Source organism: Desertimonas flava (assembly GCF_003426815.1).
GTDB classification, from domain to species: domain Bacteria; phylum Actinomycetota; class Acidimicrobiia; order Acidimicrobiales; family Ilumatobacteraceae; genus Desertimonas; species Desertimonas flava.
The window spans coordinates 1-23,394 of record NZ_QKYK01000001.1 but is presented as its reverse complement, the minus strand read 5'-3'; the positions used below and the strand labels follow the sequence as shown (position 1 = coordinate 23,394).

17 protein-coding genes, 1 pseudogene and 1 riboswitch are annotated in these 23,394 nt (G+C 71.6%); of the genes and pseudogenes, 12 read left to right on the top strand and 6 right to left on the bottom strand.

Going from position 1 to position 23,394, the window contains the following annotated elements; all coding sequences use genetic code 11:
* Positions 1-14: 14 nt before the first annotated feature.
* On the bottom strand, positions 15-1,316 hold the full coding sequence (locus DN771_RS00090; RefSeq protein WP_116995306.1) for an alkyl sulfatase dimerization domain-containing protein: 1,302 nt from the start codon (positions 1,314-1,316) through the stop codon (positions 15-17).
* Between the two features lie 53 nt (positions 1,317-1,369).
* Here DN771_RS00090 and DN771_RS00085 point away from each other — a divergent pair, with 53 nt between their 5' ends.
* The 3 genes from DN771_RS00085 (at position 1,370) to DN771_RS00075 (ending at position 4,454) form a co-directional block, all read left to right on the top strand.
* Positions 1,370-2,206 (top strand): PhzF family phenazine biosynthesis protein, encoded by an 837-nt coding sequence (locus DN771_RS00085; RefSeq protein ID WP_116995305.1) that lies wholly within the window; start codon positions 1,370-1,372, stop codon positions 2,204-2,206.
* An 82-nt stretch (positions 2,207-2,288) separates the two neighbouring features.
* Positions 2,289-2,475: riboswitch (cobalamin riboswitch) on the top strand.
* Positions 2,476-2,490: 15 nt separating this feature from the next.
* Positions 2,491-3,405, top strand: a complete 915-nt coding sequence (locus tag DN771_RS00080; protein ID WP_116995304.1) for an ABC transporter substrate-binding protein — start codon at positions 2,491-2,493, stop codon at positions 3,403-3,405.
* 107 nt (positions 3,406-3,512) lie between these two features.
* Positions 3,513-4,454, top strand: coding sequence for a hypothetical protein (locus tag DN771_RS00075; protein ID WP_116995303.1), 942 nt, complete (start codon positions 3,513-3,515; stop codon positions 4,452-4,454).
* Between the two features lie 90 nt (positions 4,455-4,544).
* Here the strand turns inward: DN771_RS00075 and DN771_RS00070 are convergent, their stop codons facing one another.
* Positions 4,545-5,174 carry a TetR/AcrR family transcriptional regulator gene (locus tag DN771_RS00070; RefSeq protein WP_116995302.1) on the bottom strand — a complete coding sequence of 210 codons (630 nt, stop codon included), beginning with the start codon at positions 5,172-5,174 and terminating at the stop codon, positions 4,545-4,547.
* Positions 5,175-5,411: 237 nt separating this feature from the next.
* Here DN771_RS00070 and DN771_RS00065 point away from each other — a divergent pair, with 237 nt between their 5' ends.
* The 7 genes from DN771_RS00065 (at position 5,412) to DN771_RS00035 (ending at position 12,908) form a co-directional block, all read left to right on the top strand.
* On the top strand, positions 5,412-6,071 hold the full coding sequence (locus tag DN771_RS00065; protein WP_116995301.1) for a phosphatase PAP2 family protein: 660 nt from the start codon (positions 5,412-5,414) through the stop codon (positions 6,069-6,071).
* Positions 6,068-7,129: a lysylphosphatidylglycerol synthase transmembrane domain-containing protein gene (locus tag DN771_RS00060; RefSeq protein WP_116995300.1), complete on the top strand. Its 1,062-nt coding sequence runs from the start codon at positions 6,068-6,070 to the stop codon at positions 7,127-7,129. The genes DN771_RS00065 and DN771_RS00060 overlap by 4 nt, the downstream gene beginning before the upstream one ends.
* 149 nt (positions 7,130-7,278) lie before the next feature.
* The gene (locus DN771_RS00055; RefSeq protein ID WP_162941373.1) at positions 7,279-8,310 is read left to right on the top strand and encodes a BMP family ABC transporter substrate-binding protein; all 1,032 of its coding nucleotides are present in this window, start codon (positions 7,279-7,281) and stop codon (positions 8,308-8,310) included.
* Positions 8,307-9,884 carry an ABC transporter ATP-binding protein gene (locus DN771_RS00050; RefSeq protein WP_116995298.1) on the top strand — a complete coding sequence of 526 codons (1,578 nt, stop codon included), beginning with the start codon at positions 8,307-8,309 and terminating at the stop codon, positions 9,882-9,884. Before DN771_RS00055 ends, DN771_RS00050 begins: the two co-directional genes overlap by 4 nt.
* Positions 9,881-10,975: an ABC transporter permease gene (locus tag DN771_RS00045; RefSeq protein ID WP_116995297.1), complete on the top strand. Its 1,095-nt coding sequence runs from the start codon at positions 9,881-9,883 to the stop codon at positions 10,973-10,975. The genes DN771_RS00050 and DN771_RS00045 overlap by 4 nt, the downstream gene beginning before the upstream one ends.
* Entirely contained in the window at positions 10,960-11,850 is an 891-nt protein-coding gene (locus tag DN771_RS00040; RefSeq protein WP_116995296.1) for an ABC transporter permease, read from the top strand. Before DN771_RS00045 ends, DN771_RS00040 begins: the two co-directional genes overlap by 16 nt.
* 20 nt (positions 11,851-11,870) lie before the next feature.
* Positions 11,871-12,908: an isopenicillin N synthase family dioxygenase gene (locus DN771_RS00035; protein ID WP_205528339.1), complete on the top strand. Its 1,038-nt coding sequence runs from the start codon at positions 11,871-11,873 to the stop codon at positions 12,906-12,908.
* A 39-nt stretch (positions 12,909-12,947) separates the two neighbouring features.
* On the opposite strand, the gene DN771_RS00030 is transcribed toward DN771_RS00035, so the two are convergent.
* The 4 genes from DN771_RS00030 to DN771_RS00015 all read right to left on the bottom strand — a co-directional run bounded on the left by DN771_RS00030 (position 12,948) and on the right by DN771_RS00015 (position 20,783).
* Positions 12,948-15,959 (bottom strand): protein kinase domain-containing protein, encoded by a 3,012-nt coding sequence (locus DN771_RS00030; RefSeq protein ID WP_162941372.1) that lies wholly within the window; start codon positions 15,957-15,959, stop codon positions 12,948-12,950.
* Between the two features lie 62 nt (positions 15,960-16,021).
* Positions 16,022-17,149: a DUF58 domain-containing protein gene (locus tag DN771_RS00025; RefSeq protein WP_116995293.1), complete on the bottom strand. Its 1,128-nt coding sequence runs from the start codon at positions 17,147-17,149 to the stop codon at positions 16,022-16,024.
* A gap of 29 nt (positions 17,150-17,178) precedes the next feature.
* The gene (locus DN771_RS00020) at positions 17,179-18,246 is read right to left on the bottom strand and encodes an AAA family ATPase (protein ID WP_116995292.1); all 1,068 of its coding nucleotides are present in this window, start codon (positions 18,244-18,246) and stop codon (positions 17,179-17,181) included.
* 23 nt (positions 18,247-18,269) lie between these two features.
* The gene (locus DN771_RS00015) at positions 18,270-20,783 is read right to left on the bottom strand and encodes a hypothetical protein (protein WP_162941371.1); all 2,514 of its coding nucleotides are present in this window, start codon (positions 20,781-20,783) and stop codon (positions 18,270-18,272) included.
* 244 nt (positions 20,784-21,027) lie between these two features.
* Here DN771_RS00015 and DN771_RS00010 point away from each other — a divergent pair, with 244 nt between their 5' ends.
* The gene (locus tag DN771_RS00010) at positions 21,028-22,884 is read left to right on the top strand and encodes a serine/threonine protein kinase (RefSeq protein ID WP_116995290.1); all 1,857 of its coding nucleotides are present in this window, start codon (positions 21,028-21,030) and stop codon (positions 22,882-22,884) included.
* Positions 22,881-23,394, top strand: a pseudogene (locus DN771_RS29065) (hypothetical protein); the annotation flags it as partial. The gene DN771_RS00010 and the pseudogene DN771_RS29065, both read left to right, overlap by 4 nt.

Sequence of the window (23,394 nt, the reverse complement as noted above, 5' to 3'; positions counted from 1 at the left end):
GCGCCCAGATCGGGCTAGCGACCGTCGTCGAGCTTCGACTGGCTCTCGAGGACGGCCGACGAGAAGATGCCCTTCGTCATCAGCGACATCTCCCGGCGGCGGCGCTGCTCGTACACGGCGGCGCGGGCCTCGTGCACGCCGGGATCGTCGGGGGCCGCCTTCGCCGCCAGCTCGATCAGATGACACGCGAGGCGCATCGAGGCGTCGTCGCCGCCTGCCGCCAGCTCACCGGCGCGCGCGACGAGCCGGTCGGCTCCGCCGGCGAGCGCCGCCACCTCGGCGGCGACCGCAGACTCGGGCGCCGGCTTCAGCGACGCCGGGTTGCCGTCCCACCAGCCGCCGTACTTGCGCCACACGTTGCGCACCACGAACTCCGGCTCGTCGTACAGCGGCCGTAGGTACGGAAGGCGCAGGACCGCCGGGTCGACCTTGACGCTGTGGAGGATGGTGTCGAGCGAGGCGCCGCTGTTCATCGCCTCGAGGACGTCGGCGACGAGCGTCTCCAGGGCCGTGGCAACCTGGTCGAGGACGCCGGCGATTCGGTCGCGCCCGGCGATCGGCAGGCCGTGCGCCGGCAGGAGCAACTCGGGGTCGTGGGCCGCGATCGCCCGCAGCGCCGCCGCCCACTCGTCGGGGTAGCGCTGCACCTTCTGCGGGTTGCCGGCGTTCGGGAAGTTCCAGATGAACAGGTCCCCGACGCACGCCGCGCGCTGCGCCGGGAGCCACGTCCACGTGTGGTCGTCGGTCTCCCCACGGGCGTGCATCAGCTGCATCTCCACGCCACCCACCGTGAGGTCGTGCCGATCCCGGTACGTCACGTCGGGTCGGGCGACGTCGGCGGGCAGGAAGCGCTGGTCACCGCCGAGCGTCATGCCGCTGTCGGGGCGCAACCAGCCGAACTGGCGCTGGTTGATGGCGACGTTCCAACCATTGGTCAGCTCGTAGCGATCGATGCGGGACACCACGTTCTCGTGGCCGACGAAGACCGGCCGCCGGTGCCCTCTCGCCTCGGCGTCGGCCACGAACGCCGGACTGCCACCCACGTGGTCGGCGTGACCGTGGGTGTAGACGACGTGGCTCACCGGCTCGCCCGTCCAGCGCCTCATGCTCTCGACGACCGCGCCGGCCGTCATCACGCCGCTGGAGTCGAAGGCGACGAGGCCGTCGCCCGTGCGCACCAGGACCACGTGGGAGAACGACTCGATCACGGCGATGTCGTCGGTCACCTCGGACAGCTCCTGGGTCACACGGTTGTGCGGGTTCTCGGCGACGCCGGAGTCGACGATGCGGCTGCTCAGTTCGAGAAGGTCGGCCATCACGGCAGAATACGGCCGCGACCCGCCGACTCTCGATGCGGCAAGCTGCAGCGATGACCCACCCCTTCGCCCAGGTCGACGTGTTCTCGTCGGAGTCGTTCGGGGGCAACCCCGTGGCCGTCGTGCTCGACGCAGACGGGCTCGCCGACGACACGATGCAGCTGATCGCCCGGTGGACCAACCTGTCGGAGACGACGTTCGTCCTGACTCCGAGCGACGCCGACGCCGACTACCAGGTGCGCATCTTCACCCCGGCCGGCGAGCTCCCGTTCGCCGGTCACCCGACGCTCGGCACGTGCCACGCCTGGCTGGAAGCCGGCGGCACGGCCCGCCCGGACGGCACCGTCGTGCAGCAGTGCCCGGCGGGTCTGGTCACCGTCCGCTCCGGCGGATCGGACGGACGGCTGGCGTTCGCCGCCCCGCCGCTCGTCCGCAGCGGGCCCGTCGACGACGCCACCGTCGCCGAAGCGGTCGCCGCGGTCGAGCTCGACCCGGCATGCGTGCTCGCCGCCGAGTGGGTGGACAACGGGCCGGGATGGCTCGCCCTCCTCGTCGACTCCCCCGCCACCGTGCTCGCCGCTCGTGCCGGCGCGACCGATCTCAAGATCGGCCTCGTGGCGGCTTACCCGGAGGGTTCGCCCGAGGCCATCGAGGTGCGAGCGTTCTTCCCGGCCGACGGACGGCTGTTCGAAGATCCCGTAACGGGGAGCCTCAACGCGTCGCTCGGCCAGTGGCTCACGTCCTCCGGGCGGGTGACCGCCCCGTACGTCGCCGCCCAGGGTCGGGCCCTCGGCCGCGCCGGACGTGTGCACGTCGAGCTGGACGAGAACGGCGCCGTCTGGGTGGGCGGCGCCACGGTGACCCGCGTCTCCGGCACCATCGAGGCCTGACCTGCGCCGCGCGATGAGCGATCGGGCCACCTGGCGGCCTCATCGCTCATCGCCCGTTGCGGTGCTCGCCGCGGTGACGTCGTAGACTCGCCGTCGACCGTTCGGGAACACCGGTGAGAATCCGGGGCTGTCCCGCAACTGTGACCGGGAAGAGAACTCCCACCGTCGCCCCCGGGCGGCGGCAACGCCACGGCCGATTGCGCGGCTGGAAGGCAGGGGGCGATCGGTGATCCGGGAGCCAGGACACCGGCGGTTCATACGCACCAGACGCGAGGAGACGTCCCATGAACCGTTCCATCAAGATCGCGACGCTTGTCGTCGCCACGCTCGGCTTCGCCGCGCCCCACGCCGCGGCCAGCTCGCCACCCTCCGACAGCGGCACACCCGACGACACGGCGGCCGCCACGCCGCCCGAACGCATCGTCTCGCTCTCGCCGGCGGCTACGGAGGTGTTGTTCGCCATCGGTGCCGGCGATCAGGTGGTCGCCGTCGACAACTACTCGAACTTCCCCGCGACGGCCCCGATCACCGAGCTGTCGGCGTTCGAGCCGAACATCGAGGCGATCGCCGACTACGAGCCCGATCTCGTCGTCGTGGATGCCACCAATCCCGAGCTCATCACCACGCTCACCGAGCTCGGCATCGAGGTCCACGAGGCGCCGGCGCCCGCCGATCTCGACGGCCTCTACGCCGAGATCGAACAGCTGGGCGACGCCACCGGTCACCGCGACGAATCGGACGTTCTCGTCGCGGACATGCGGACCGAGATCGACGAGATCCTCACGCGCGTGCCCGAGACCGACGAGCCGTTGACCTTCTACCACGAGCTCGACGTGATGCTCTACACCGTCTCGTCGAACACGTTCATCGGTCAGCTCTACGCCCTCGCCGGGTTGGAGAACGTCGCCGACGCCGCCGACAGCTCGCTCAGCAGCGACTACCCCCAGCTGTCCGCCGAGTTCCTGATCGACGCCGACCCCGATCTCGTCTTCCTCGCCAACACCAAGTGTTGCGGCGAGAACGCCGAGACCTTCGGTGCCCGATCCGGCTTCGAGGCGATGGCTGCGGTGCGCAACGGCAACGTTGTGCTGCTCGACGACGACATCGCCAGCCGACCGGGCCCCCGCGTCGTCGAGCTCTTCGCCACCATCGTCGACGCCGTCGTCGTCGCGGTCGACGAGGAGCTCGCCGCCGCCTGATCGAAACGTTGTGAACCGAACGGTGCCCACAGTCGTCTGATTGCCAGCCGACCGCCAGGAGGCGGCCCCTAGGCTCGACCCACGCACTGCTCTCAGGAGAGACACCCATGTTCGCAACATCCACCACCGTCGCTCGCCGCAAGGCCGTCCGCGCCGGGATCGCCACGGCCGCCATCGGCGCCGTGACCCTCGGCGTGGCCGCGCCGTCGGCCGGCGCCACCTCGGTGCCGCCCAGCAGCGACGGCGACGTCGTCGTCCTCGATGCCGGCGACCTGTCCCAGCCGGTCGACCTCGGCGCCCGGCCGGCCGCCGGGACGGCGGCGACCAACACGTCCGTCAGCTCGGTCACCGGCACCCTCGCCGTCACGGGCGAGCAGGAACAGAACGTCGACCTCGACGTCGTCACGACGGTCGTCGAGTCGGCCCACGTCACCGCCTCGGACGAGTCCGGTGTGACGATCCGCCGGCGCGTCGAGTCCTACGACGTCACCGACAACAGCAGCGAGGACGGCGCGGGCGAGAGCTTCGCCAGCGACGAGGAGCTGGCCGAGCTCGTCGGCGTCGACCTCGACTACTTGTTCGGACCCGACAACCGTCTCCAGGACGTCGTGCCCGCGGACGGCGTCGAGGTCACCGACGAGCAACTGGCCGCGATCGACGAGGTCATCGCCGACGGCATCGACAAGGCCGGGCTCCCGGCCGAGCCGGTCGGCGTCGGTGCGCAGTGGACGGCCACACTGCCGGGCACCAACGGCGGGGCGGCCATCGAGGCGACGTACACGCTCGTGTCCTTCGCCGACGGCCAGTACACCGTCGAGGTGTCCGCTGCCGGCGACGCGGCGTCGCTGTACGGCGACGACCTGCCGCGCGGCTTCGACGAGGCCAGCGGCACCATCGCCGGTACCGGCACGCTGGTCGGCAGCGTCGACGAGCCGCTCGTGCGCAGCGTCGAGCTCGAGCTCGACCTCGACGTCACCCTGACCGGCCCGACGACCGAGATGACGATGAACCTGACCATGACGGAGTCCGAGGTGTCGGCGACCGCCTGACCGCCGCCCTCGGCAACCGACCCGTCGACAGCGAACAGCGCCGGCCGCCACGGCCGGCGCTGTTGTGCGCGGATCAGGAGTCGCCGCGACTCAGACGGCGGCCGTCAGCGAGTCTCGCAACGGCGTCAACACCCGCATGACGTTGTCGGCGAGGGCGGTGGCGTCGGCGGTGATGCGTGACCGGGCGATCTCCCGGCCGGCCTCGCCCAGCACGCTCGTGAACGTCAGCACCATCACCCGGTCGATGGCGTCGTCGTCGGTCTTGAACGGCTTGAGGGCGCTGGAGATGGTCGCCCGCCGCCAGTCCGAGAGCTCCTTGCCGAACCCGGTCGGCGTGTCCCCGTCGAAGAAGAGCCGGACGAGATCACGGTGCTCCCAGCTGAAATCGAGAAACGATCGTGTGCTGACGAGGAACAGCTCCCAAGGATCGGTCTCGCCAGCCTCGGCGGCCGCCGCCACCGCATCCGCCGCCTGTTGCTGCTGAGCGTCGCGGTGCTGCTCCCACAGCGCGACGAACAGCTCACTCTTTCCGCCGAAGTGATGATAGAGACTGCCGACGCTGCTGCCGGCCATCTCGACGATCTCGGCGACGTTGGCATCGGCGAATCCGTAGCGGCCGAACACCGATCTCGCCGCGTCCAGAATCGATCGTCGGGTCTCCTCGGTACTGCTCCACTGGTGCTTCACCCGTCGTCGACGACGGGTCAACTGCGTGGCCATGGGGGTTTCCTCCTCCGAGCGCGCCCTGCCCGGGTAGATGGACTCGGCGGTGGAGTCTAGGACCGGCGGTCATTCCGCCGCGAAGTCCCGAAATCGGGCTCGTGCATTCCGGCGGCGCTGGGGAACATAGGCTCGATCGATGATGCATGGGAGGTGCGTCACCGACGAATCGACCGCAGTTCACCCGCTCCGCCCGGTCGCCGGCACACCCGGCGAGACCCCGCGCTCCGGGACGCGATGACGGCGCGTCGCGAGTTCGCCATCGGCATCGGCGGCTACGCGGCGTATCTCGCCGCCCGGCGCCGGGTGTGGAACGACGCCGGCCGGGCCCGGGCCCAGCGCAACAGCGCTCGGCTGATCGACGCCGAGAAGCGGGCCGGGGTGTTCGTGGAGCAGCGCGTCCAGGCGGCCGCCGGGCGATGGCCGCGCTTCGCCCACGTGCTCAACGTCGGCTACGCGGCAGCCAACGTCACACTCAGCATCGGGTGGCTCTTCCTGTTGTTCCGGCGGGGTGACGCGGCCTACGCCCGCGAGCGGCGGGCCGTGGTCGTCGCCTGGGCAGCCGCCATCCCCGTGTTCGCCGCGTTCCCGGCCGCACCGCCCCGCAAGGTCGATGGCTTCATCGACACCCTGCTCGAACACGGCATCGACATCGAGCGGCCGGGCCTGGTGCGCTGGTTCAACCCGATCGCCGCGATGCCGAGCTACCACGTGGCGTTCTCGATGGTCACCGGCCTCGGGCTCGCCGGTCGGGCTGCCTCACCGTTGCGCCGGCTGGCGTGGACGTCGTATCCCGGGGCCGTCGCAGCGATCGTGATCGCAACCGGCAACCACTACATCGCCGACGTGGCCGCCGGTGCCGTGCTCGGATCGGTAGCGCGAAGGATCACCCGATGACGGCGGCCGACGAGCGCGAGCCGAACGAGACGAGCGACCCGAAGGTCTCGGCGTTGCGGCTCCTCGCCGGCATCGTGCTGGCGCTCGTCGTGCTGGCGGTGATGGTGTTCTTCATCGGCCGGGCGACGGGTTTCTCCGACCTGCAGGACACCCTGCGCGAGGGTGACTGGCGCTGGCTGTCGATCTGCGCCGTCGGTCAGATCGTCGTCTTCGGCGGCTACTCGGGGGTCGTGCGGCGGTCGCTCGCCTTCGAGAACGGGCCCGTCGTCCCGCCGCGCCTGGCGCTGCGGGTCGTGCTCACCAGCTTCGCCCTCTCGCAGATCGTGGCGGCCGGCGGGGCAGCCGGGTTGGCCGTCAACTACTGGGCGTTCCGGCGGCTCGGCATCAGCCGCCGCGAGACCGTGGTGCGCCTGCTCGGTCTGAACACGGTCGTGTACCTGGCGTTCTCGATCCTCGCCTGGGCCGCCGCGCTGTACGCGATCGTGAGCGGCGCGGCCCCGCTCGGCGCCACCGTGCCGTGGTTGGCGATCCTGCCGATCCTCTGGGTGGCGGCCTGGTGGTTCACCGATGCCCGACGCGTCCAGGCGTGGGCCACACCCGAAGGCGGCCGGATCCGCCGAGCCCTCTCGACGGGCGTGGCGGCAGCCTGGTGGGCGCGGCGGGCCGCCGAGAGCCGCGAGGGGCGCCCCGCGCTCGGCTGGGCGGCGCTCTACTGGCTCGGCGACGTCGCCAGCCTCTGGGGCGCGGTCCATGCCTTCGGGCGCGGGCCGAGCATCGCCGCCCTGGCGTTGGTGTATGTCATCGGCTACCTGGCCGCCGCCATCCCGATCCCGTTCATCGCGACCGGAGGCATGGACGCCACGCTGACGTTCGCGCTCCAGATGGTCGGCGTGCCGATCGAACATGCCCTCGTCGCGGTCGTTGCCCACCGAGTGTTCGCCTTCTGGATCCCGCTGATGCCCGGCATCGTGCTCGGGTTCCTCCTCCGCCGGACGCGCGCCGAGCTCGATCTCGTCCGGGCCGAGCGTGAGGGCTTCCTCGCCGTCACCGACGGGTGAACGAGGCGTCACCAAGGGCGACCGAGAGCACCGGCACCGATGCGCCGAAACATGCTCGTCACACTCCGGTGACATTTCGTGTCACGATGCGAGCACATACTGACGCCGGCGGGACGCATCGCCTCGCCTGCACACCAGGAGAGACACGAATGGCCCGAACCCGCTCCCACGTCCTCACCGCCGGCATCGCCGGCGCTGCCGTCTGCACGTTCGCCGCCGGTGCGGCAACGGCCACCACCGAACCGGTTTCCGAGGACGCCGGTAACGCCTCGGCGCCAAGCATGGCGATCGTCTACTCCGCCGAGTGGCAGGACGGCTCGTGGGGCCAGGCGGCGTACGACGCCGCCAACACGATGCTCGACGAGGGGATCATCTCCGATCTGGCGCTCCAGGAGAACGTCGTCCCCGGCGCCGAGGGAGAGCGGGCGATCCGGGCGCTGGCCGAGGACGGCTTCAACCCGATCATCGCCCACTCGTTCGACTTCGGCGAGGACGTCAAGGCGATCGCCGCCGACTATCCCGACACGATCTTCGTCTACGCCGGAGGCTTCGGCGACGTCGACGGCAACGTCGGCGACTACGCCCAACCCTTCTATCAGGCGTCGTACCTGCAGGGCATTCTCGCCGCCGGCGTGATGGGCGAGGGCAAGGTCGGCGGGGCCGGCGGCTTCGACATCCCGGTGTGCCAAGCGATGTACCAGGCGTACCTGGCCGGTGCGCAAGCGGTGAACCCCGACATCGAGGGCAGCTTCGTCGCGGTGGGTGACTGGTACGACGTGCAGCTCGCCCAGGAGGCAGCCCAGAGCCAGGCCGACGACGGCGCCAACATGTTCATCGGGTGCGGCCAGGCGCCGACCTTCGGCCAGATCGACGTCGCCAACGAGATCGGCGGCGTGTCGACGGGATACGTCGGGGACATGTCGGCGCTCGGCGAGTCGGTCCTGTCGTCGACGGTGTGGAACCTCGACGCGACGTTCGGCCTGATCGTCGCCGACGTCGCCGCCGGCGCCACCGAGGCGCAGTACTACGACGTCTCGCTCGCCGATGGTGGCATGACGGTGGCGATCAACCCGGACCGCGAAGGCGACATCCCCGAGGACGTGATGGCACAGTTCGAGGACACCCTGGCGCAGATCGAGAGCGGTGACTTCGAGGTGCCGTACGTGCCCGAAGCGGGGTGACCGGCGACGCGGCCATCGCGGCCGTTGCGATGTCCGGCGTGGGCCGGCGGTTCGGGTCGACCATCGCGCTCGCCGACGTCGACATCGAGATCGCCCGCGGTGAGATCCACGCGCTCCTCGGGGAGAACGGCGCCGGCAAGACCACGTTGATGCGGATCCTCGCCGGTCTCGACTCGGCCGACACCGGTGAGGTGCGCATCGACGGCACGGTGGTCGAGCACGCGACGCCGCGATCGATGATCGATCGCGGCGTCGCGCTCGTCCAGCAGCACTTCACGCTCGTGGGACGGTTGACCGCGGCCGAGAACCTCGTCCTCGCCCGGCCGACGGACTGGCGGCTGCCATCGAGGGCCAAGGCGGTCGAGCGGCTGATGGCGCTCACCGAGAAGTACGGGCTACCCGTCCGGCCCGACATCCCGGCCGCGGCGTTGTCGGTCGGTGAACAGCAGCGCTTGGAGGTGGTGCGAGCGCTCGACCACGACCCTCGGGTCCTGGTCCTCGACGAGCCCACGGCCGTGCTCACGGATCAGGAGGCCGACCGCCTCCTCGAGGTGTGCCGGTCGCTCGCCGACGAGGGCCGGTCCGTCGTGATGATCAGCCACCGGTTGCGGGAGGTGCTGGCCGGCGCCGACCGTGTGACGGTGCTTCGTCGCGGTCGTGTGGTGGTCGCCGGCGAGCCGGTCGCCGCCCACGATCGACGGTCCCTCGTGCGGGCGATGGTGGGCGACGAGCTCATACCGCACAGCACCGGCACCGGCCGGGTCCGCCGGATCGGCGTGGAACGGATCCGCCTGTCGGCGGTCGCGGCCGGACGGCTCGACCCCATCGATCTGAGTGTCCGCGCCGGGGAGGTGGTCGGAATCGCCGGCGTGGACGGCAACGGTCAGACGGAGCTCGAGGCCATCCTGGCCGGGCGCGTCGCGCCGGTGAGCGGAACCGCGGAGATCGACGGCGAGCCGATTCCGATCGGGTCGCCGCGCCGCCGGATCGACGAGGGGGTGGCGTACATCGCGGCCGATCGCTATCGCCATGCGGTCGTGAGGGAGCTCTCGGTGGCCGACAACCTCGACCTCGGGCGGACACGCTGGTGGCGTCGCCGCGCCTCCCGGCGCATCTCCGCCGCCGGCCCACGCCTCGAGGCCTGGGACGTGCGCGGCGAACGGGCCGCACGCGCCGGCTCGTTGTCGGGTGGCAACGCGCAGAAGCTCGTCCTCGCCCGGGAGCTCGAGCATCCCCCCGCCGTCGTCATCGCCGGCCACCCGACCCGAGGGCTCGATCCCGGGGCGGCGGGCACGGTGGCCGAACGGGTCGTCACCGCCGCCGACGCCGGCGCGGCCGTGGTGTGGATCGGCGCAGAGCTCGACGAGCTCACCGCGGTCGCCGATCGGTTGGTCGTGCTGTGCACCGGGTACGCCCCACACACGTTCGTTCCGCCCTACGACCGGCATGCCATCGGGCATGCGATGGCCGGCGGGGTACGCGTCGACCAGGCACATGTCGACCGGGCACACGTCGGCAAGGCGGTCGGCCGGGAGCCGATCGACGAGGTGCCGATCGACGGGCTGCCGGCGTGAGCACCACGGTCGTCGACGACACCCTCGGCCGGCGTCTGCGCTGGACGCTCGGCAGCGGAGGAACGTCGTCGACAGCCCGCCTCGCCCGGCTCGTCGTGCCGGCGGCGGCCGTCGTGCTGGCCCTGGCCGTCGGCGCTCTGTTGATCATGATCGAGGATGCCCCACCGCTCGACGTGTACCGCAGCGTCTGGGACACCGTCGCCACGGGCCGATTCGGCTGGCGCGACACCCTGATCGAAGCCACGCCGCTCGTGCTGATCGGGCTCGGGCTGGCGATCGCCTACCGCGCCAAGGTGTTCACGATCGGGGCCGAGGGCCAGTACCTCGTCGGCGCCACGGCGGCGGTCGCCGTGGTCACCGCGCCGGCGATCTCGGGCGGTCCGGGACCGTTGCTCGTCGTCGTGGGGGCCGGGGTCGGCGCAGCCTGCGGCGCGGTGTGGAGCGGGCTCAGCGGCTGGCTCCTCGACCGCTTCGGCACCAGCGTCGTGATCTCGAGCCTGCTGCTGAACTACGTCGGCTCGTCGATCCTGGCCTGGGCGATCCGCGTCGGCATCCGCGACCCCGACGGGTTCGTGCCCCAGAGCCGCGAGGTCGGTGGCGCCACCCTCGCCGACGTCCCCGGGCTGGACACCCACGCCGGTGTGCTCATCGCGGCGGGCGCGGTCGTCGTGGCCGCCGTGCTCATGGCCAGGACACGGTGGGGCTACCTCGTCGACATCCACGGCCACAATCCCGACGTCCTCGACGCGCAGGAGATGCCGAGACGGCGGCTGGTGTACGCCGTGCTGCTCGTGTGCGGCGCGATGGCCGGCCTCGCCGGGATCGTGCAGGTGGCGGGCGTCAGCGGCCGGCTGAACGCCAGCAGCAGCGTCGGCTACGGCTTCACGGCGATCGTGGTCGCCGTGCTCGGCCGCATGCGCCCGCTCGGCGTGGCGGCCGCCGCTCTCCTCCTGTCGGCGCTGACGATCGGCTTCGAGGGCGCCGAGCGGGACTTCGGCCTTCCGGCGTCGCTCGTCGGCATCGTGCAGGCCCTCATCGTGCTGTTCGTCGTCCTCGGCGACGGTGCCGTCGGTCGGTGGGCGAAGGGCTGAGCGGGATGGACAAGGTCTTCGCCCTCGCCACGCTGACCGCCGGGCTTCGTCTCGCCCTCCCGGTTGCGCTGGCGGCGCTCGGGGCGCTCACGGCGGAACGCTCGGGGGTGCTCAATCTCGGCGTCGAGGGAACGATGCTGAGCGGCGCGCTGGCCGCCTACCTCGTGGCCGAGGGCACCGGGTACACCTGGCTCGGCCTGCTCGCCGGTGTCGGCGCCGGCCTCCTGTGCGGAGTCGTGCTGGCCTTCGGCATCTTGGTGCTGCGGTCCAATCAGATCGTCACCGGGCTGGCGTTCACGCTGCTGGCCACCTCCCTGACGACGTTCATCTTCCAGCAGTCCTACGACATCGGCGCCAGCCCGCCGCGCATCCAGCGCATCTCGATCTGGCTGCTCGCCCTCGTCGTGCTCGCCGTCTTCGCCGCGGCGTGGTTTGTGCTCGAACGCACATCGTGGGGCCTGGCCCTCACATCGGCCGGCGAGGCCCCGCACGCCGTCGACGCCCTCGGTTACGGGGTCAACCGCATCCGCGCCGTCGCCGTCGTGACGGGCAACGCCCTCGTCGGCCTCGGCGGCGCCGTGCTGGTGTGCGGGCCGCTCGGCCTGTTCATCCAGAACGTCACCGCGGGCCGCGGCTGGGTCGCCCTCGCGTTGGTCGTCTTCGCCCGCTGGCGACCGAGCGTCTGTCTCGCCGGCGCCGCGCTGTTCGGGCTCTGCGACGCCGTCCAGCTGCGCCTCCAGGGCACGAGCACGGCGATTCCCTACGAGGTCTTCCTCGCCCTGCCGTACGTCGTGACGCTGCTCGCCATGGTCGTCCGGGCGAGGGACAGCCGCACGCCCAGCGCCTTGGGCACACCGTTCGTCCGCGGAGCATGATGGACACCAGGAGAGTGACCGTGCCGACCACCACCATCCCCACCATCGATCTGTCGTCGTTCGCCACCGGCCGACCGTTGCCGTCCGACGAGGCCCTCGCCGTCGCCGAGCAGATCGACGCCGCCCTGCGCGACGTCGGGTTCGTGACGGTGACCGGGCACGGCCTCACCGACGAGGTCAAGAACGCCCTGTTCGATCAGATGCGGACGTTCTTCGCCCTTCCGGCCGAGGAGAAGGAGCGCATCGCCATCGGCAAGAGCGCCTACCATCGCGGGTACGTGGGCTTCGCCACCGAGACCTTGGAGGGCGCCCTCGGGGGCGACGAGGACGCCGTCGGCGAGGTGCTCGCCGGCGACATGAAAGAGACGATCGACACGGGCACCGAGCACGGTCCCGACCACCCTGAGGTGCTCGCCGGCACGCCGCTCCACGGACCCAACCAGCTCCCCGACCTGCCCGGGTTCCGGGAGGCGTGGTCGGCGTACCGCGAAGCGGTCGTCGAGACGGCGCTGCGCATGCAGCGCGGGCTCGCCATGGCCCTCGGCCTCGACCCCGAGTTCTTCGAGTCGCAGCCCGGCGAGACGATGTACCACCTGCGGATGATCCACTACCCGCCGATGGATCGGCTGACGCCGGAGCCGGGCCAGCTCGGTTGCGGCGCCCACACCGACTACGGCACCTTGACCGTGCTCGCCGATGACGGTGTGGGCGGCCTGCAGGTGCGGCAGCGCTCGGGCGAGTGGGTCGACGTCCTCGTTCCCGACGGCCACCTCGTCGTCAACCTCGGCGACCTGATGTCGATCTGGACCAACGATCGCTGGGTGTCGAACCCGCACCGCGTCGTGAACCCACCGAACCAGGACCGCTACTCGGTGCCGCTGTTCGTCACGCCGCCGTTCCACCTGCGCATCGAGACGTTGCCGACGTGCCTCGACCCCGACGGGACGAGCCGCCACGAACCGCTCGTGAGTGGCCCGTACCTCCTCGCCCGCTTCGACGGCACCCACAGCTACCGCAACAGCCTCCTCGACGAGCACAACCGCGCCGCCGCGGGATGACGCGTCCCCGAGATAGTGCCAGGCACTATCTCGGGGACCTCACGATCGGATGGTCCACGACGGCGGCGGGAGGGTGAACCCGGCGTCGACGCGATGGCGGGTGGTCACGGCGCCGAACCGCTCGGCGACGTCGGCCGCCGACCGCGGTCGGCGCCGCGGATCGATCTCGAGGAGGGGAACGGCGACGTCCGACTCGAAGGCGGCGGTCACGTCGTCGACCGACGGCGTCGTCCCCGGGAAGGGCGGCCGACCCGTCGCCGCGAACATCAACGTCAACCCGAGCGAGTAGATGTCGGACCGCACGGTCGGTGCGTGACCCAGCCACACCTCCGGCGCGGCGTAGGCCGGCGTCAGCATCGTCGCCGGTCCGCCCGCAGCGCGCAGCCATCCGGCGCCCAGGTCACCGAGCACGAGCGAGTCGTCGTCGTCGATGAAGACGTTCTCGGGCCGGACGTCGCCGTGCAGCACGCCGCTCTGGTGAAGCGTGTGCAGCGCCTGGGCGAGCTGGCGGGCGGCGGCATTCACCTGCGGCACCGTCAGCGCACCGCTGATCCGCACCCGCCGGGCAAGCGTGCCCCGCTCGTAGAACTTCGTCACGACGTAGGGGCGGCCGTCGATCGTGAAGCCCGACCGGAGCACCTCGGGCAGGTTGGGCTGGCCCGAGACGGTCTCGGCCACCCGCGCCTCCCACAGGAACCGCTGCTGGTCGAACCCACGGCCGGCCGGATCGACGTGGAAGACCTTGACGGCGACCGCCCGCCCGCTGCTGGCCTCTGTCGCCCGGTACACGGCAGCCGTCGATCCGACACCGGTGCGGGCGACGACCTCGTACCCGTCGATCTCGGGCCGGTCGCCCGTCTCGAGCACCGCGGCGCTCGCCGGCACCTCCCCGTTCCACCGACGGTGGCGACGCGGCACACGCTTGGTGAGCCGCAGGCGGGCGAGCGCGCGCCGCGGGTTGCGCATCGGCGCCGACCACACGAGCCAACCCTCGGGGAGCCGGGCCAGCGAGGCGTCGGTCAACGCCCAGGCCAGTGCCGCGTCCTCGTCGGTGGCGCGGTCCCCGTCGAAGCGGGCCCGATCGACCACGGTGGCCAACTCGCCCAACATCCGGGTCACCGGCGCCGGCACGCGCCCGGCCGTCGAGCGGGCGGCCTCACTGGCGGTCAGGTGGGCACCGATGCCCTGGCGGTTGTCGTGAAAACGCTCGAGCAGCGTCGTCCAGGCGAGGAGGGCAGCGAGGGCCGGATCGGCGGCGCGCGAGCGGCGGGCGATCGTTCGCCGGCGGATCGCGAACGACCACGTCGCGACGGCCGCGACGATCCCGAGGGTGACGACCAGGACCAGCAGTGCGGTCCGGCCCCAGTCGCTCGACTCCGGCGGGCGCGGCGCCTGCAACGGCACCGTCGTCGTGGTCGCCTCCGGGGGGACCTCGTCGGGGTCTGGGTCCGGTCGCGCGGCGATCTGCTCGCGGATGCGATCCTGCTCGATCGGCGTCGGCACGGGATCGACGGGGATCCAGCCCACGCCGGCGATCGGTGTCTCGACCCACGCCGTGACGTCGGCGGCGGCGAACACGGTGTCGCCGTCGCCCGGTGGCGACGGATAGCCGACCACGACGCGCACCGGCACCCCGGCGCAGCGGGCGAGCAACGCATACGCGGTGACGAACACCTCGAGGTTGCCCACCGCGAAGTCCTGGCCGAGGAACCGCTCGACGCTCGCCAGGGTCTGACCGCCGGAACCTTCGGCCACGTAGAGACGCTGGTACTTGAGCCACACCTCGATCGCGGCGAGCCGTCGAAGCGGATCGTCGACGTCGGCGGTCAACTGTTGGGCGATCCCACGGATCAGTTCCGATGATGGACATGTGGCGATCGCCCGAGGGAGTCCCGACGGTGGCCGTCCAGGACCCTCGGGACGGGTCTCGTCGGGCGCGGCGAGATAGACGACGTCGCCGGGCGGGCCGTCACCGACCGGCAGGAGCAGTCCGGCGTCCGGGGCGTACCGGAGCCCGGTGGCATCGACGACCTCCAGCGGCGTGCCCGCCGTCGGAAGGGCCACGAGTCCCGAGCGGCCGTTGAGATCGGTGACCTCGACACGTGTCGTCTCCCGCGACGACTCCCGATGGGAATCGCCCACGGCACTGGCGGCGAGGTGGGTGCCGGTCAGGGCGTACTCGGCCAGCTGATGCCAACCCTCCGGCGCGTAGTCGTCGAGCACGGCGAGGCGCATCCGGCCGGGACTCGGGCCATCGACGCTCACCCGCACGTCCGGATCGCCGGCGTCACGAGGCGGGTCGGCGACGAGGCGGGCGGCGACGGCAAGCGGGTTCTCGTCGGCCGCCACGACGAGATCGCTGGCGACGAAGCGGCGTACGTCGAAGGTCTCCGGAGTGGGGATCACCAGTGCTGCCGCAGCCACCGCGGCCGCGGGGAGCGCGACCACGGCGGGCCGCCACCACTGGATGCTGCGGCGACTGGCCGTCGACGGACCGGTGAGTCGCTCGAGCTCGGAGTAGTCGACCCGGGACACGCCCATCAAGCAGGCGGCGAGCACGACGCAGAACGCTCCGGCGACGGCGGGCGGCACGCCGGCGGGACCGGCGAGGAGCGACGCGGCGAGGAGACCGGCGCCGGCGACGAGTACCGCGGTCAGCAATCGCGCGCCCAGCGCCGCCCAGGCGGCGAGGGCGACGGTCGTCGACGTCACCACGTAGGGAACGACCGCCAGGTCCTCGAGCCCGTCGGCGGGGAGCCCGATGCTGAGGAACGTCGCGAACTGTGTCGGCACGTCCGCCAGTGACCGCACGTCGCCGGTGACGACGACGAGACCGGCAGCGAGCGCGGTGAGGGCCACGACGACCCGCGCCGAGCCACCGACCGCACCGGCGAACGGCCGGGCGGCGAGCCACCCGGCGAGCGTGCCCGCCAGCACGCCGGTGCTCAGGCCGAGCACCAGGTCGCCGGGGACGAAGGCCCGCCACAGCGCGAGCCCGCTACACGCCGCGAGCAGCACGGGGCCGGCTGCTCGGTGGAGCGGACGACGCACAGTGGACGGCTCGTCGACGCTCGCGCCGCGACGGCGCCGCCGTTCCCGCCTGTGGACCGCTGTCACGACAGCGACGTCCAGAGGTGCACGAACTCCTCCGGGTCGGCACACGCGATGGCCCGCATCCCACGTGGGGCGACGACCGGGTCATGCCGCTCGGCGACGACGGAGACGAGATACGCCGGCGAGAAGCCGACGGCCAGCTTGGCGAGCGTCATCAGGTCGGTGCCTGACGGTTCGCCGGTGACGAACACCAGGCTGCGCCCGCGCGAGACGATGACGTCGGCGAGCTGGGCGAGCGAGTCGGCGTCACCCAGGCGCACCGACGTGAGCCGATCGACCGCCGGGATGGGTTGGCCGTCGAGATCGATGTCACCCGCCCCGTCGGCGAACATCAGCGTCGTCGGGAAGTCTTCGTTCTCCGCGGCGCGGACGATCGACGCGGCGATGTCGACGGCGTGCTCGAAGTCGTCGGCCGAGATCGCCGATGTGCGGTTGTCGAGCACGACGAGCAGTTCGGGCCGGGTCGTGTCGATCATCTCCTTGACGAGCAGCTGGCCCGTCCGCGCCGTGCTGCGCCAGTGGACCCGACGCAGGTCGTCACCGGGTGCGTACTCGCGCAGCTGGTGGAAGCTCGCCGTGCCTTCGGAGCGCTCGCGGGTCGGGCCCTCGAGGTCGCGCTGGCGCCCCGACGGCAACATGCGCAGCGCGTAGTGGCGCGGCCGCACGCTGACGGTGCACGTGCTGGTGAATCGCCGGTCGGCGGTCACCAGCCCGAAGGGGTCGGAGCGGCGCACGACGAGCGGGCCGGCCCTGACGACCCCGCGGCGACCGGTGGGCACCGCGTAAGCGAGCTCGTCCGTCCCCTGCGCGGGGATCGGCCCGATGGTGGCCAGGCGCTGTTGGCCGTCGACCGTCTCGATGACGGTGAGCGGCCGAGGCCGTCGGGTGGACACCGAACGGAATCGCAGGCGGATCTCGGCCGGGCCACCGCGGTCCACTTCGGTGGGGATGGCGGCGCGCGCCACGCTGACGTCGGGTACCTCGGCGACGAGGACCGCCGCACCCCCGACGAGGGCGAGCATGAACACGCCGACGGTCACCACGACCGGGACGCCGAGCAGAGCTCCGGCCGCAACGAGCACGAGCCCACCACCGAGGAATCCTCGGCCAAGGGTGGTGAGTCGCATCGAAGGGACCTCAGCGTCCGTTCGCTACCTCAGTCGACCACGCCACCGGGCACGGCGAGCCGGGTGAGGAGATCGACGATCACCCGCTCGGCGGTGATGCCACGGAGCTGGGCGTTGGGGGCGATGACGAGCCGGTGGGACAGGACGGGAACGGCGAGGCGCTTGATGTCGTCGGCGGTCACGAATGCTCGACCTTCGGCCGCGGCGAGGGTCTGCGCCGCGCGCAGCAACCCGATGGTCCCTCGTGGACTGGCGCCGAGGCGCACGTCGGCGTTCTGCCGGGTGGCCTGGACGAGCGCCACGACGTACTGCACCACCTGCGGGTCGGTGCGCACGAGCGAGCTGATTCGGATCATGCGGTCGACGTCGGCGAGACCGACGACGGCGTCGAGCGGTCCGGGCGGACCCCCGTGGCGACCGCTGACGATCGCCGCCTCGGCGACGGCGTCGGGATAGCCCATGGCCATCTTGAGCAGGAAGCGATCGAGCTGGGCTTCGGGCAACGCGTACGTGCCGGCGTCCATGTCGACGGGGTTCTGGGTGGCGACCACGACGAACGGCCGCGGGACGGCGTGGGTGACGCCGTCGACGGTGACGCTGCGTTCCTCCATCACCTCGAGCAGGGCCGACTGCGTCTTCGGTGAGGTGCGGTTGATCTCGTCACCGATGACGACGTTGGAGAAGATCGGACCGGGCCGGAACTCGAAGTCGCGGCTCGCCTGGTTGAAGATCGACACTCCCGTGATGTCCGACGGCAGGAGGTCGGGGGTGAACTGCACGCGGTTCCACGTGCCCGAGACCGACTCGGCGATCGACCGGGCGAGGCTGGTCTTGCCGACGCCGGGCACGTCCTCGAGCAGCAGGTGGCCCTCGGAGACGAGGGCGACGAGCGCATAGCCGATCTGGTCGTCCTTGCCCTGCACGCGCCGAGCGACGTTGGTGAGCAGGCGCCGGAACGTCTCACCGAACCACGTGACGTCGGCGTCGGACAGCGTGATGGCGCCATGGATGACCCGCGATCGCCCGCCGGACGCGGCCAGGGCGCCGGTCAGGCGGGTGGCCCCGGGATCGAAGGTCGTGGTGTGATCGTCGGGCATCGGGCGCCTCGGGTGTGGGTCGGCTACCGGGGCGGGGCCACGGTGGAGGTGGAGGTGGACGTCGAGGTCGTGGTCGTCGTGGAGGTGGAACTCGTCGACGTCGAGGAGGTCGTCGAGGACGTCGACGAGGTCGATCCCGGCGGACGGGTCGTGCTGGTGGTCGACGTGCTGGTGGTCGACGTGCTCGTGGTCGATGTGCTCGTGGTCGTCGCGCCCGGAACGGTGGACGTCGTGGATGTCGTCGACGAGGTCGTCGTGGATGTCGTCGACGTGGTGCTGGTGGTGACCGTCGAGGTGGTGGACGACGACGTGGTCGTCGATCCGCCGGGTGTCGTCGTCGTGGTGCTGGTCGAGGTGGCGGGCGTGGTCGCACCGGTGACGTCGACGCTGGCGGCGTCGCCGGGTGACAGCTCCTCCCCACTCGTCGAACGGAACGTCACGATGACGCTGACGCAGTAGGTCCCTTCGATCGACGTCGGGACGGTGACCGAGGACGACATCGCCTCGAGAGAGCCCGACAGCGGTGCCTCCGCTCCACACGGACCACCGGTCCACGACGCACCGGTGGCCTGCCAGGTGTCGCCGTAGCTGTAGTTGACGGTGGCCGTGAACGGATCACCGGGGGCGACTGCCTCGGGCGTCACGAGGAGCCCGGTGAGCTGTGGGGTCTGCGGCGGGGCGACGATGTTCCGGGTGATCGTGGCGCGCCGCCCGCAGACGCTGAGCGTGACGGTCAATGTCCCAGGGGTGACGGCGACCGACGCCGAGTGCACGTCGCCGCGCCCGAGCATCCCGCCCCACCATTCGTCGGCGGCGCCGGCGACGTCGACGTCGGCCCACGCGCTGTTCCCCAGCGCACCGGCACAGTCTCGGCGCCGGCCGTCCCACCCGTAGTTGATCGTCACCTCGGTGGCGGTCGTGTCGCCGCCGCCGTCGGCGAACGACAGCACGAGGTCGACGTCACCGGGCAAGTCCGTGACGGGTGGCGGGCTGGTGTCGAGTGGGCGAGTGGTGTCGGACGGGCGGGTCGTCTCGGGTGGGCGGGTCGTCTGTGGCGGCCCGGGGTCGATCGGCTCGATCGTGTCGGCGATGATCGGCAGCGACGTCGTCGGTGCGACGGTGATCGCAGGTGCCGTGGCCGGCGGTTGCGTGGGCGCCGGCTCGGTGGGGCGTGGAGCGGCGGCGGCGGTCGGTGGCGATGTCGGTCGTGCCGTCGTCGCCGGCTCGGTGACCGGCGGCTGCGTCGTGGCCGTGGTCGTCGGTGCCGCCGTGGTCGGCGGCCGTGGTGGTGGTGGCGGCGGCGGCGGCGTCGTGGGCGGCGTGGTCGTCGTGATCTGCGGGATCGAGACGGGCGTGGTGGCCACCGTCGTGGTGGACCCGTCGGCGGGATCGTCGACCGACTCGGCGTCGGAGCGGCCGTCGCTCAGCTGGTTGAGATCGTCGGGTGTGCACGTGTCGACGCAGTACTGCACGTCGAGGCCCTGCAGGGCGAACACCGTCGCCTGTTGCCGGCGGTCGATGGCGATCGCTTCGGTGGCCGACACGAACCACAGCCGCCCTCCGTCGGTGAAGACGTCCTCGAAGGGACCGTCGACGCCCTCGATGACGCGCAACTCGTCGCCTTCCAGACGCCCGACGACATGACCCGCCACCGCCCACACCGCGCCGTGCCACACGGCGAGCGAGCGGATCGGATCCAGTGCCTCGAACGTCGTCCCGTCCCCGTCGACCTCGACGGTCACCGTGCGTCCTGATGCCGTGGCCCAGGCTCCGTCGGTCGCGTCGGCGACGGTGGGGGCGATGCCGTCAACGCCGGCGGCACCACGCGGCGATCCGTCTCGCACGGGATCGATCCCGCCGGCACGGCGCACGTGCACCCGCCCGTCGATCACGAGGAGGCCGACCGCACCGGCCGCGACCTCGACGCGATCGGCGGCGCGGCCGCGGGTGTCGATGCGCACGGCCGTCGACGCGTCGGAGCCGACGAGGACCCATGTGTCGCCGTCGGTCTCGACGACCGGTGCCGACGCGGCCGGCTCCCCGGTGACGGCCACCACCTCGGCGGCGATGTCGCCGGTCGAGCGGTCCGGCACCAGCCGCCGGAGGGTGACACCGTCGGCACCGGCGGTCACGATGCCGGCGGCGCCGAGGACACTCGTCGAGTCGGCCGGCACGTCGAACAGCGCACCGTCGTGCGAGCCGTCCCCGAGCACCGCCACCGCGCCGTCGCCCTGCAGCAGGGTGAAGCGTCGGTCCGATCCGGCAAACCGCATGCCGACCGGCCAGGCGTCGGGATCGGGGTCTCCTGCCTGGGCCTCGACCAGCCCGGAGATGCCGTTGGCCAGCACGAGCTTGCCGTTGCCGTCGCCGGCCGGGAGATCGAGCCAGGTGCGCCCGTCGAACTCGGCGGCGCCGACACGGTCGGGCGAGTCCATCGCCCGCTCGACGGCGAACCCGAGGGCCAGGACGACGACGAGCACGACGCACCGGGCCACCAGGCTGGACCGCCCGGTCGAGCCGATCAGCCTCGCACTCACGCCGAACTCACACCGGTCTCACGCGGCGTCAGGGCCGTCCATGATGGATTCCACCGACCATCGCCGCGATGCTACTTCGTTGCCAGGCGACCCTGTCACGGTGCCGGCGCGGCCCGGCGGCGCACGCCGGCGGCGACGAGGGCGCACTCGGTCGGCGACCTGCTCCCGGTAGAGTCCAGGGCGCTTTCACGTCGGCGTGTGGGTGCCTGCAGCCGGCTTCGACAGTGGGGTGGTGGACACTCACATGACGCTGCAGCCAGGCCAGATGGTCAACAACTACCGACTGGATCAGACGATCCACCGCGGGCGCGCCACCACCGTCTTCGCCGCGACCGACATGTCCCTGCAGCGCCGCGTGGCGTTCAAGGTGCTCACCGACGACTATGCCGCCGACCCCGGAGTGCGGGAGCGGTTCGTCCGCGAAGCGCAGATCGCCGCCGCCCTCGACGGCCACCCGCACATCGTCACGGTGTACACGTGGGGCGAGGTGGACGGCTCGCTGTTCTTCGTCACCGAGTTCATCGCCGGGATCAGCCTCGCCGAGCTGGTCGAGCGCCAGCCCGGCGGCGAGGGTCTCCCCGTCATCGAGGGCTTGGACCTCCTGGCGCAGGCGGCCGGCGCCGTCGACTTCGCCCACCGCCACGGCGCCGTCCACCGCGACATCAAGCCGGCCAACATCATGGTGAAGATGACCGAGACGCCGCGATCGGCGTTTCTCGTCGACTTCGGGATCACCAAGGTCGCCGACAAGTCGGGCGGCGCGGCGCCCGCTCCCAGCCCGCAGAGCGGCACGTTCGTCGGCACGCTCTCGTACGCGTCACCGGAACAGATCTCCGGCCAGGCGATCGACGAGCGCACCGACGTGTACTCGTTCGCGGCGAGTGCGTTCGAGATCCTTTGCGGGCGGACGCCGTTCGCCGACGAACCCGACGAGACCTCGCTCGCCATGGCGCACCTGCAGAAGGTCCCGCCCGACATCACGGCGTTCCGCTCGACCCTGCCGCCCGGACTGAACGACGTGTTCCGTCGCGGGCTGGCGAAGCGGCCCGAGGACCGGTTCGCCACGTGCACGGAGTTCGTCCAGGCCCTGCGCACACAAGTGTCGGACTCGGCCCAGGCCTACGCCCGCCCGCTCCCACCGGGTGCCGACCTCCCGCCGCCGTCGCTCGAACCGCCCGACGCCACCCCGCGGCGCCGCTGGCCCATCGTCACCTTCCTCACCGTCGCCGTGTTGATCCTCGCCGCCGTCGGCTGGTTCGTGTCCGACCGGTGGCGCAACCCGCCGGTCGACGTGGCCATCGGCCGCGACGTCGAACTGCCGACCACCACCACCACGACGACCACGACCACCACCACCACGCCGCCGACCACGACGACCACCACGACTCCACCGGCGCCGACGAACCAGTACGGCGACGTGATCGGCGAGCCCGTCGCCGAGGGCTCGTCGGGTCCGTCGAGGTACGCCCTGGCCGTCCAGTCGCGCGTGTTCAACCCCGCCGAGATCGCCCAGGTCAACTCGGCGGCGTTCTTCTACGCCGAATGGGCCCGCCTGTTGGGCCCGTCGGCCGAGGAGTCCGGCCCGGTCGTGGCCACCGAGAACGGCTACCGGCTCGACGTCGGATCCGGCACCCAGGTGGAGCTCCGGGACTTCGAGCTGGACGTCGAGGGCAAGGTGACGTCGTTCAGCGAGTGCATCGAGGGCGCGTGCACCGCGCTCACCGATCCGACGGGCGGCCTCATCCTCCACTCGCGATGTCCGGTCGGCGAGCCCGGATGCATGACGGTGGGCAGCGAGAACGGTCAGCTCACGGCGTGGAAGGTCATGGACGTCGCCCTGCGTATGCCCGCCCGCAGCGCGCTCTACCAGATCGAATGGGTCCAGCCCCCGGCTCCGCCCGGCTCCGGGCCGACCCAGCCGCCACCGGAGCGGCCGACGATCCTGCGGATCTTCAACTCACCGGGCACGGTCCGTTTCGTGTCCGGCGGTGACTTCTTCATCCTGTCGTTCGACGCCGAGCCGGTGTCCGGCTCGATCGACGTGCTCACGATCGCCTTCTCCGACAACACGACCACGACGATGACGATCAGGTACCCATGAACGGCAGGCGAACCATCTGGCTCTCCTCGCTCGGCACGATGGCGGCAATCGTGTCGGCGTGCGCGGCCCCGGCCAGCCGCTACCCGACGGATGCGGCCGCGTTCATCGCCAGCGACGAGGTCTACGAGGCGTACAAGGTCGACTTCGAGAACATCGACTGCAGCGAGCCGGCCTCGACCGACGTGGGCACGACGTTGTCGTGTACGGCCGACGGCAAGGGCCAGCGCTACCGCTTGACGTTCACGATCGTCGGTAAGAACCGGCTCGAGCTCTCCGGCATCGAGCTCCTCGACGCCCCACCGTCGTCCCAGGTCACGGGATCATCGGAGCCGCCGACGTCCACTCCCACGGAGTCGACATCGGGCGCACCCACCACCGCTGCGAGCGGCGGCCCGACGGTCACCGCCCCCGTCCCGGCGCCGGCCGTGACGACGGCCGCGCCGACCACCGCCGCACCGACCACTGCGGCGCCGCCGGCCACGACCGCGGCGCCGACCACCGCGGCGCCGG

Coding starts and splice junctions, on each gene's coding strand:
- DN771_RS00085 (WP_116995305.1), top strand. CDS start 1,370: ATGACCCACCCCTTCGCCCAGGTCGACGTGTTCTCGTCGGAGTCGTTC.
- DN771_RS00025 (WP_116995293.1), bottom strand. CDS start 17,149: ATGCGACTCACCACCCTTGGCCGAGGATTCCTCGGTGGTGGGCTCGTG.
- DN771_RS00090 (WP_116995306.1), bottom strand. CDS start 1,316: ATGGCCGACCTTCTCGAACTGAGCAGCCGCATCGTCGACTCCGGCGTC.
- DN771_RS00075 (WP_116995303.1), top strand. CDS start 3,513: ATGTTCGCAACATCCACCACCGTCGCTCGCCGCAAGGCCGTCCGCGCC.
- DN771_RS00055 (WP_162941373.1), top strand. CDS start 7,279: ATGGCCCGAACCCGCTCCCACGTCCTCACCGCCGGCATCGCCGGCGCT.
- DN771_RS00020 (WP_116995292.1), bottom strand. CDS start 18,246: ATGCCCGACGATCACACCACGACCTTCGATCCCGGGGCCACCCGCCTG.
- DN771_RS00010 (WP_116995290.1), top strand. CDS start 21,028: ATGACGCTGCAGCCAGGCCAGATGGTCAACAACTACCGACTGGATCAG.
- DN771_RS00080 (WP_116995304.1), top strand. CDS start 2,491: ATGAACCGTTCCATCAAGATCGCGACGCTTGTCGTCGCCACGCTCGGC.
- DN771_RS00060 (WP_116995300.1), top strand. CDS start 6,068: ATGACGGCGGCCGACGAGCGCGAGCCGAACGAGACGAGCGACCCGAAG.
- DN771_RS00070 (WP_116995302.1), bottom strand. CDS start 5,174: ATGGCCACGCAGTTGACCCGTCGTCGACGACGGGTGAAGCACCAGTGG.
- DN771_RS00065 (WP_116995301.1), top strand. CDS start 5,412: ATGACGGCGCGTCGCGAGTTCGCCATCGGCATCGGCGGCTACGCGGCG.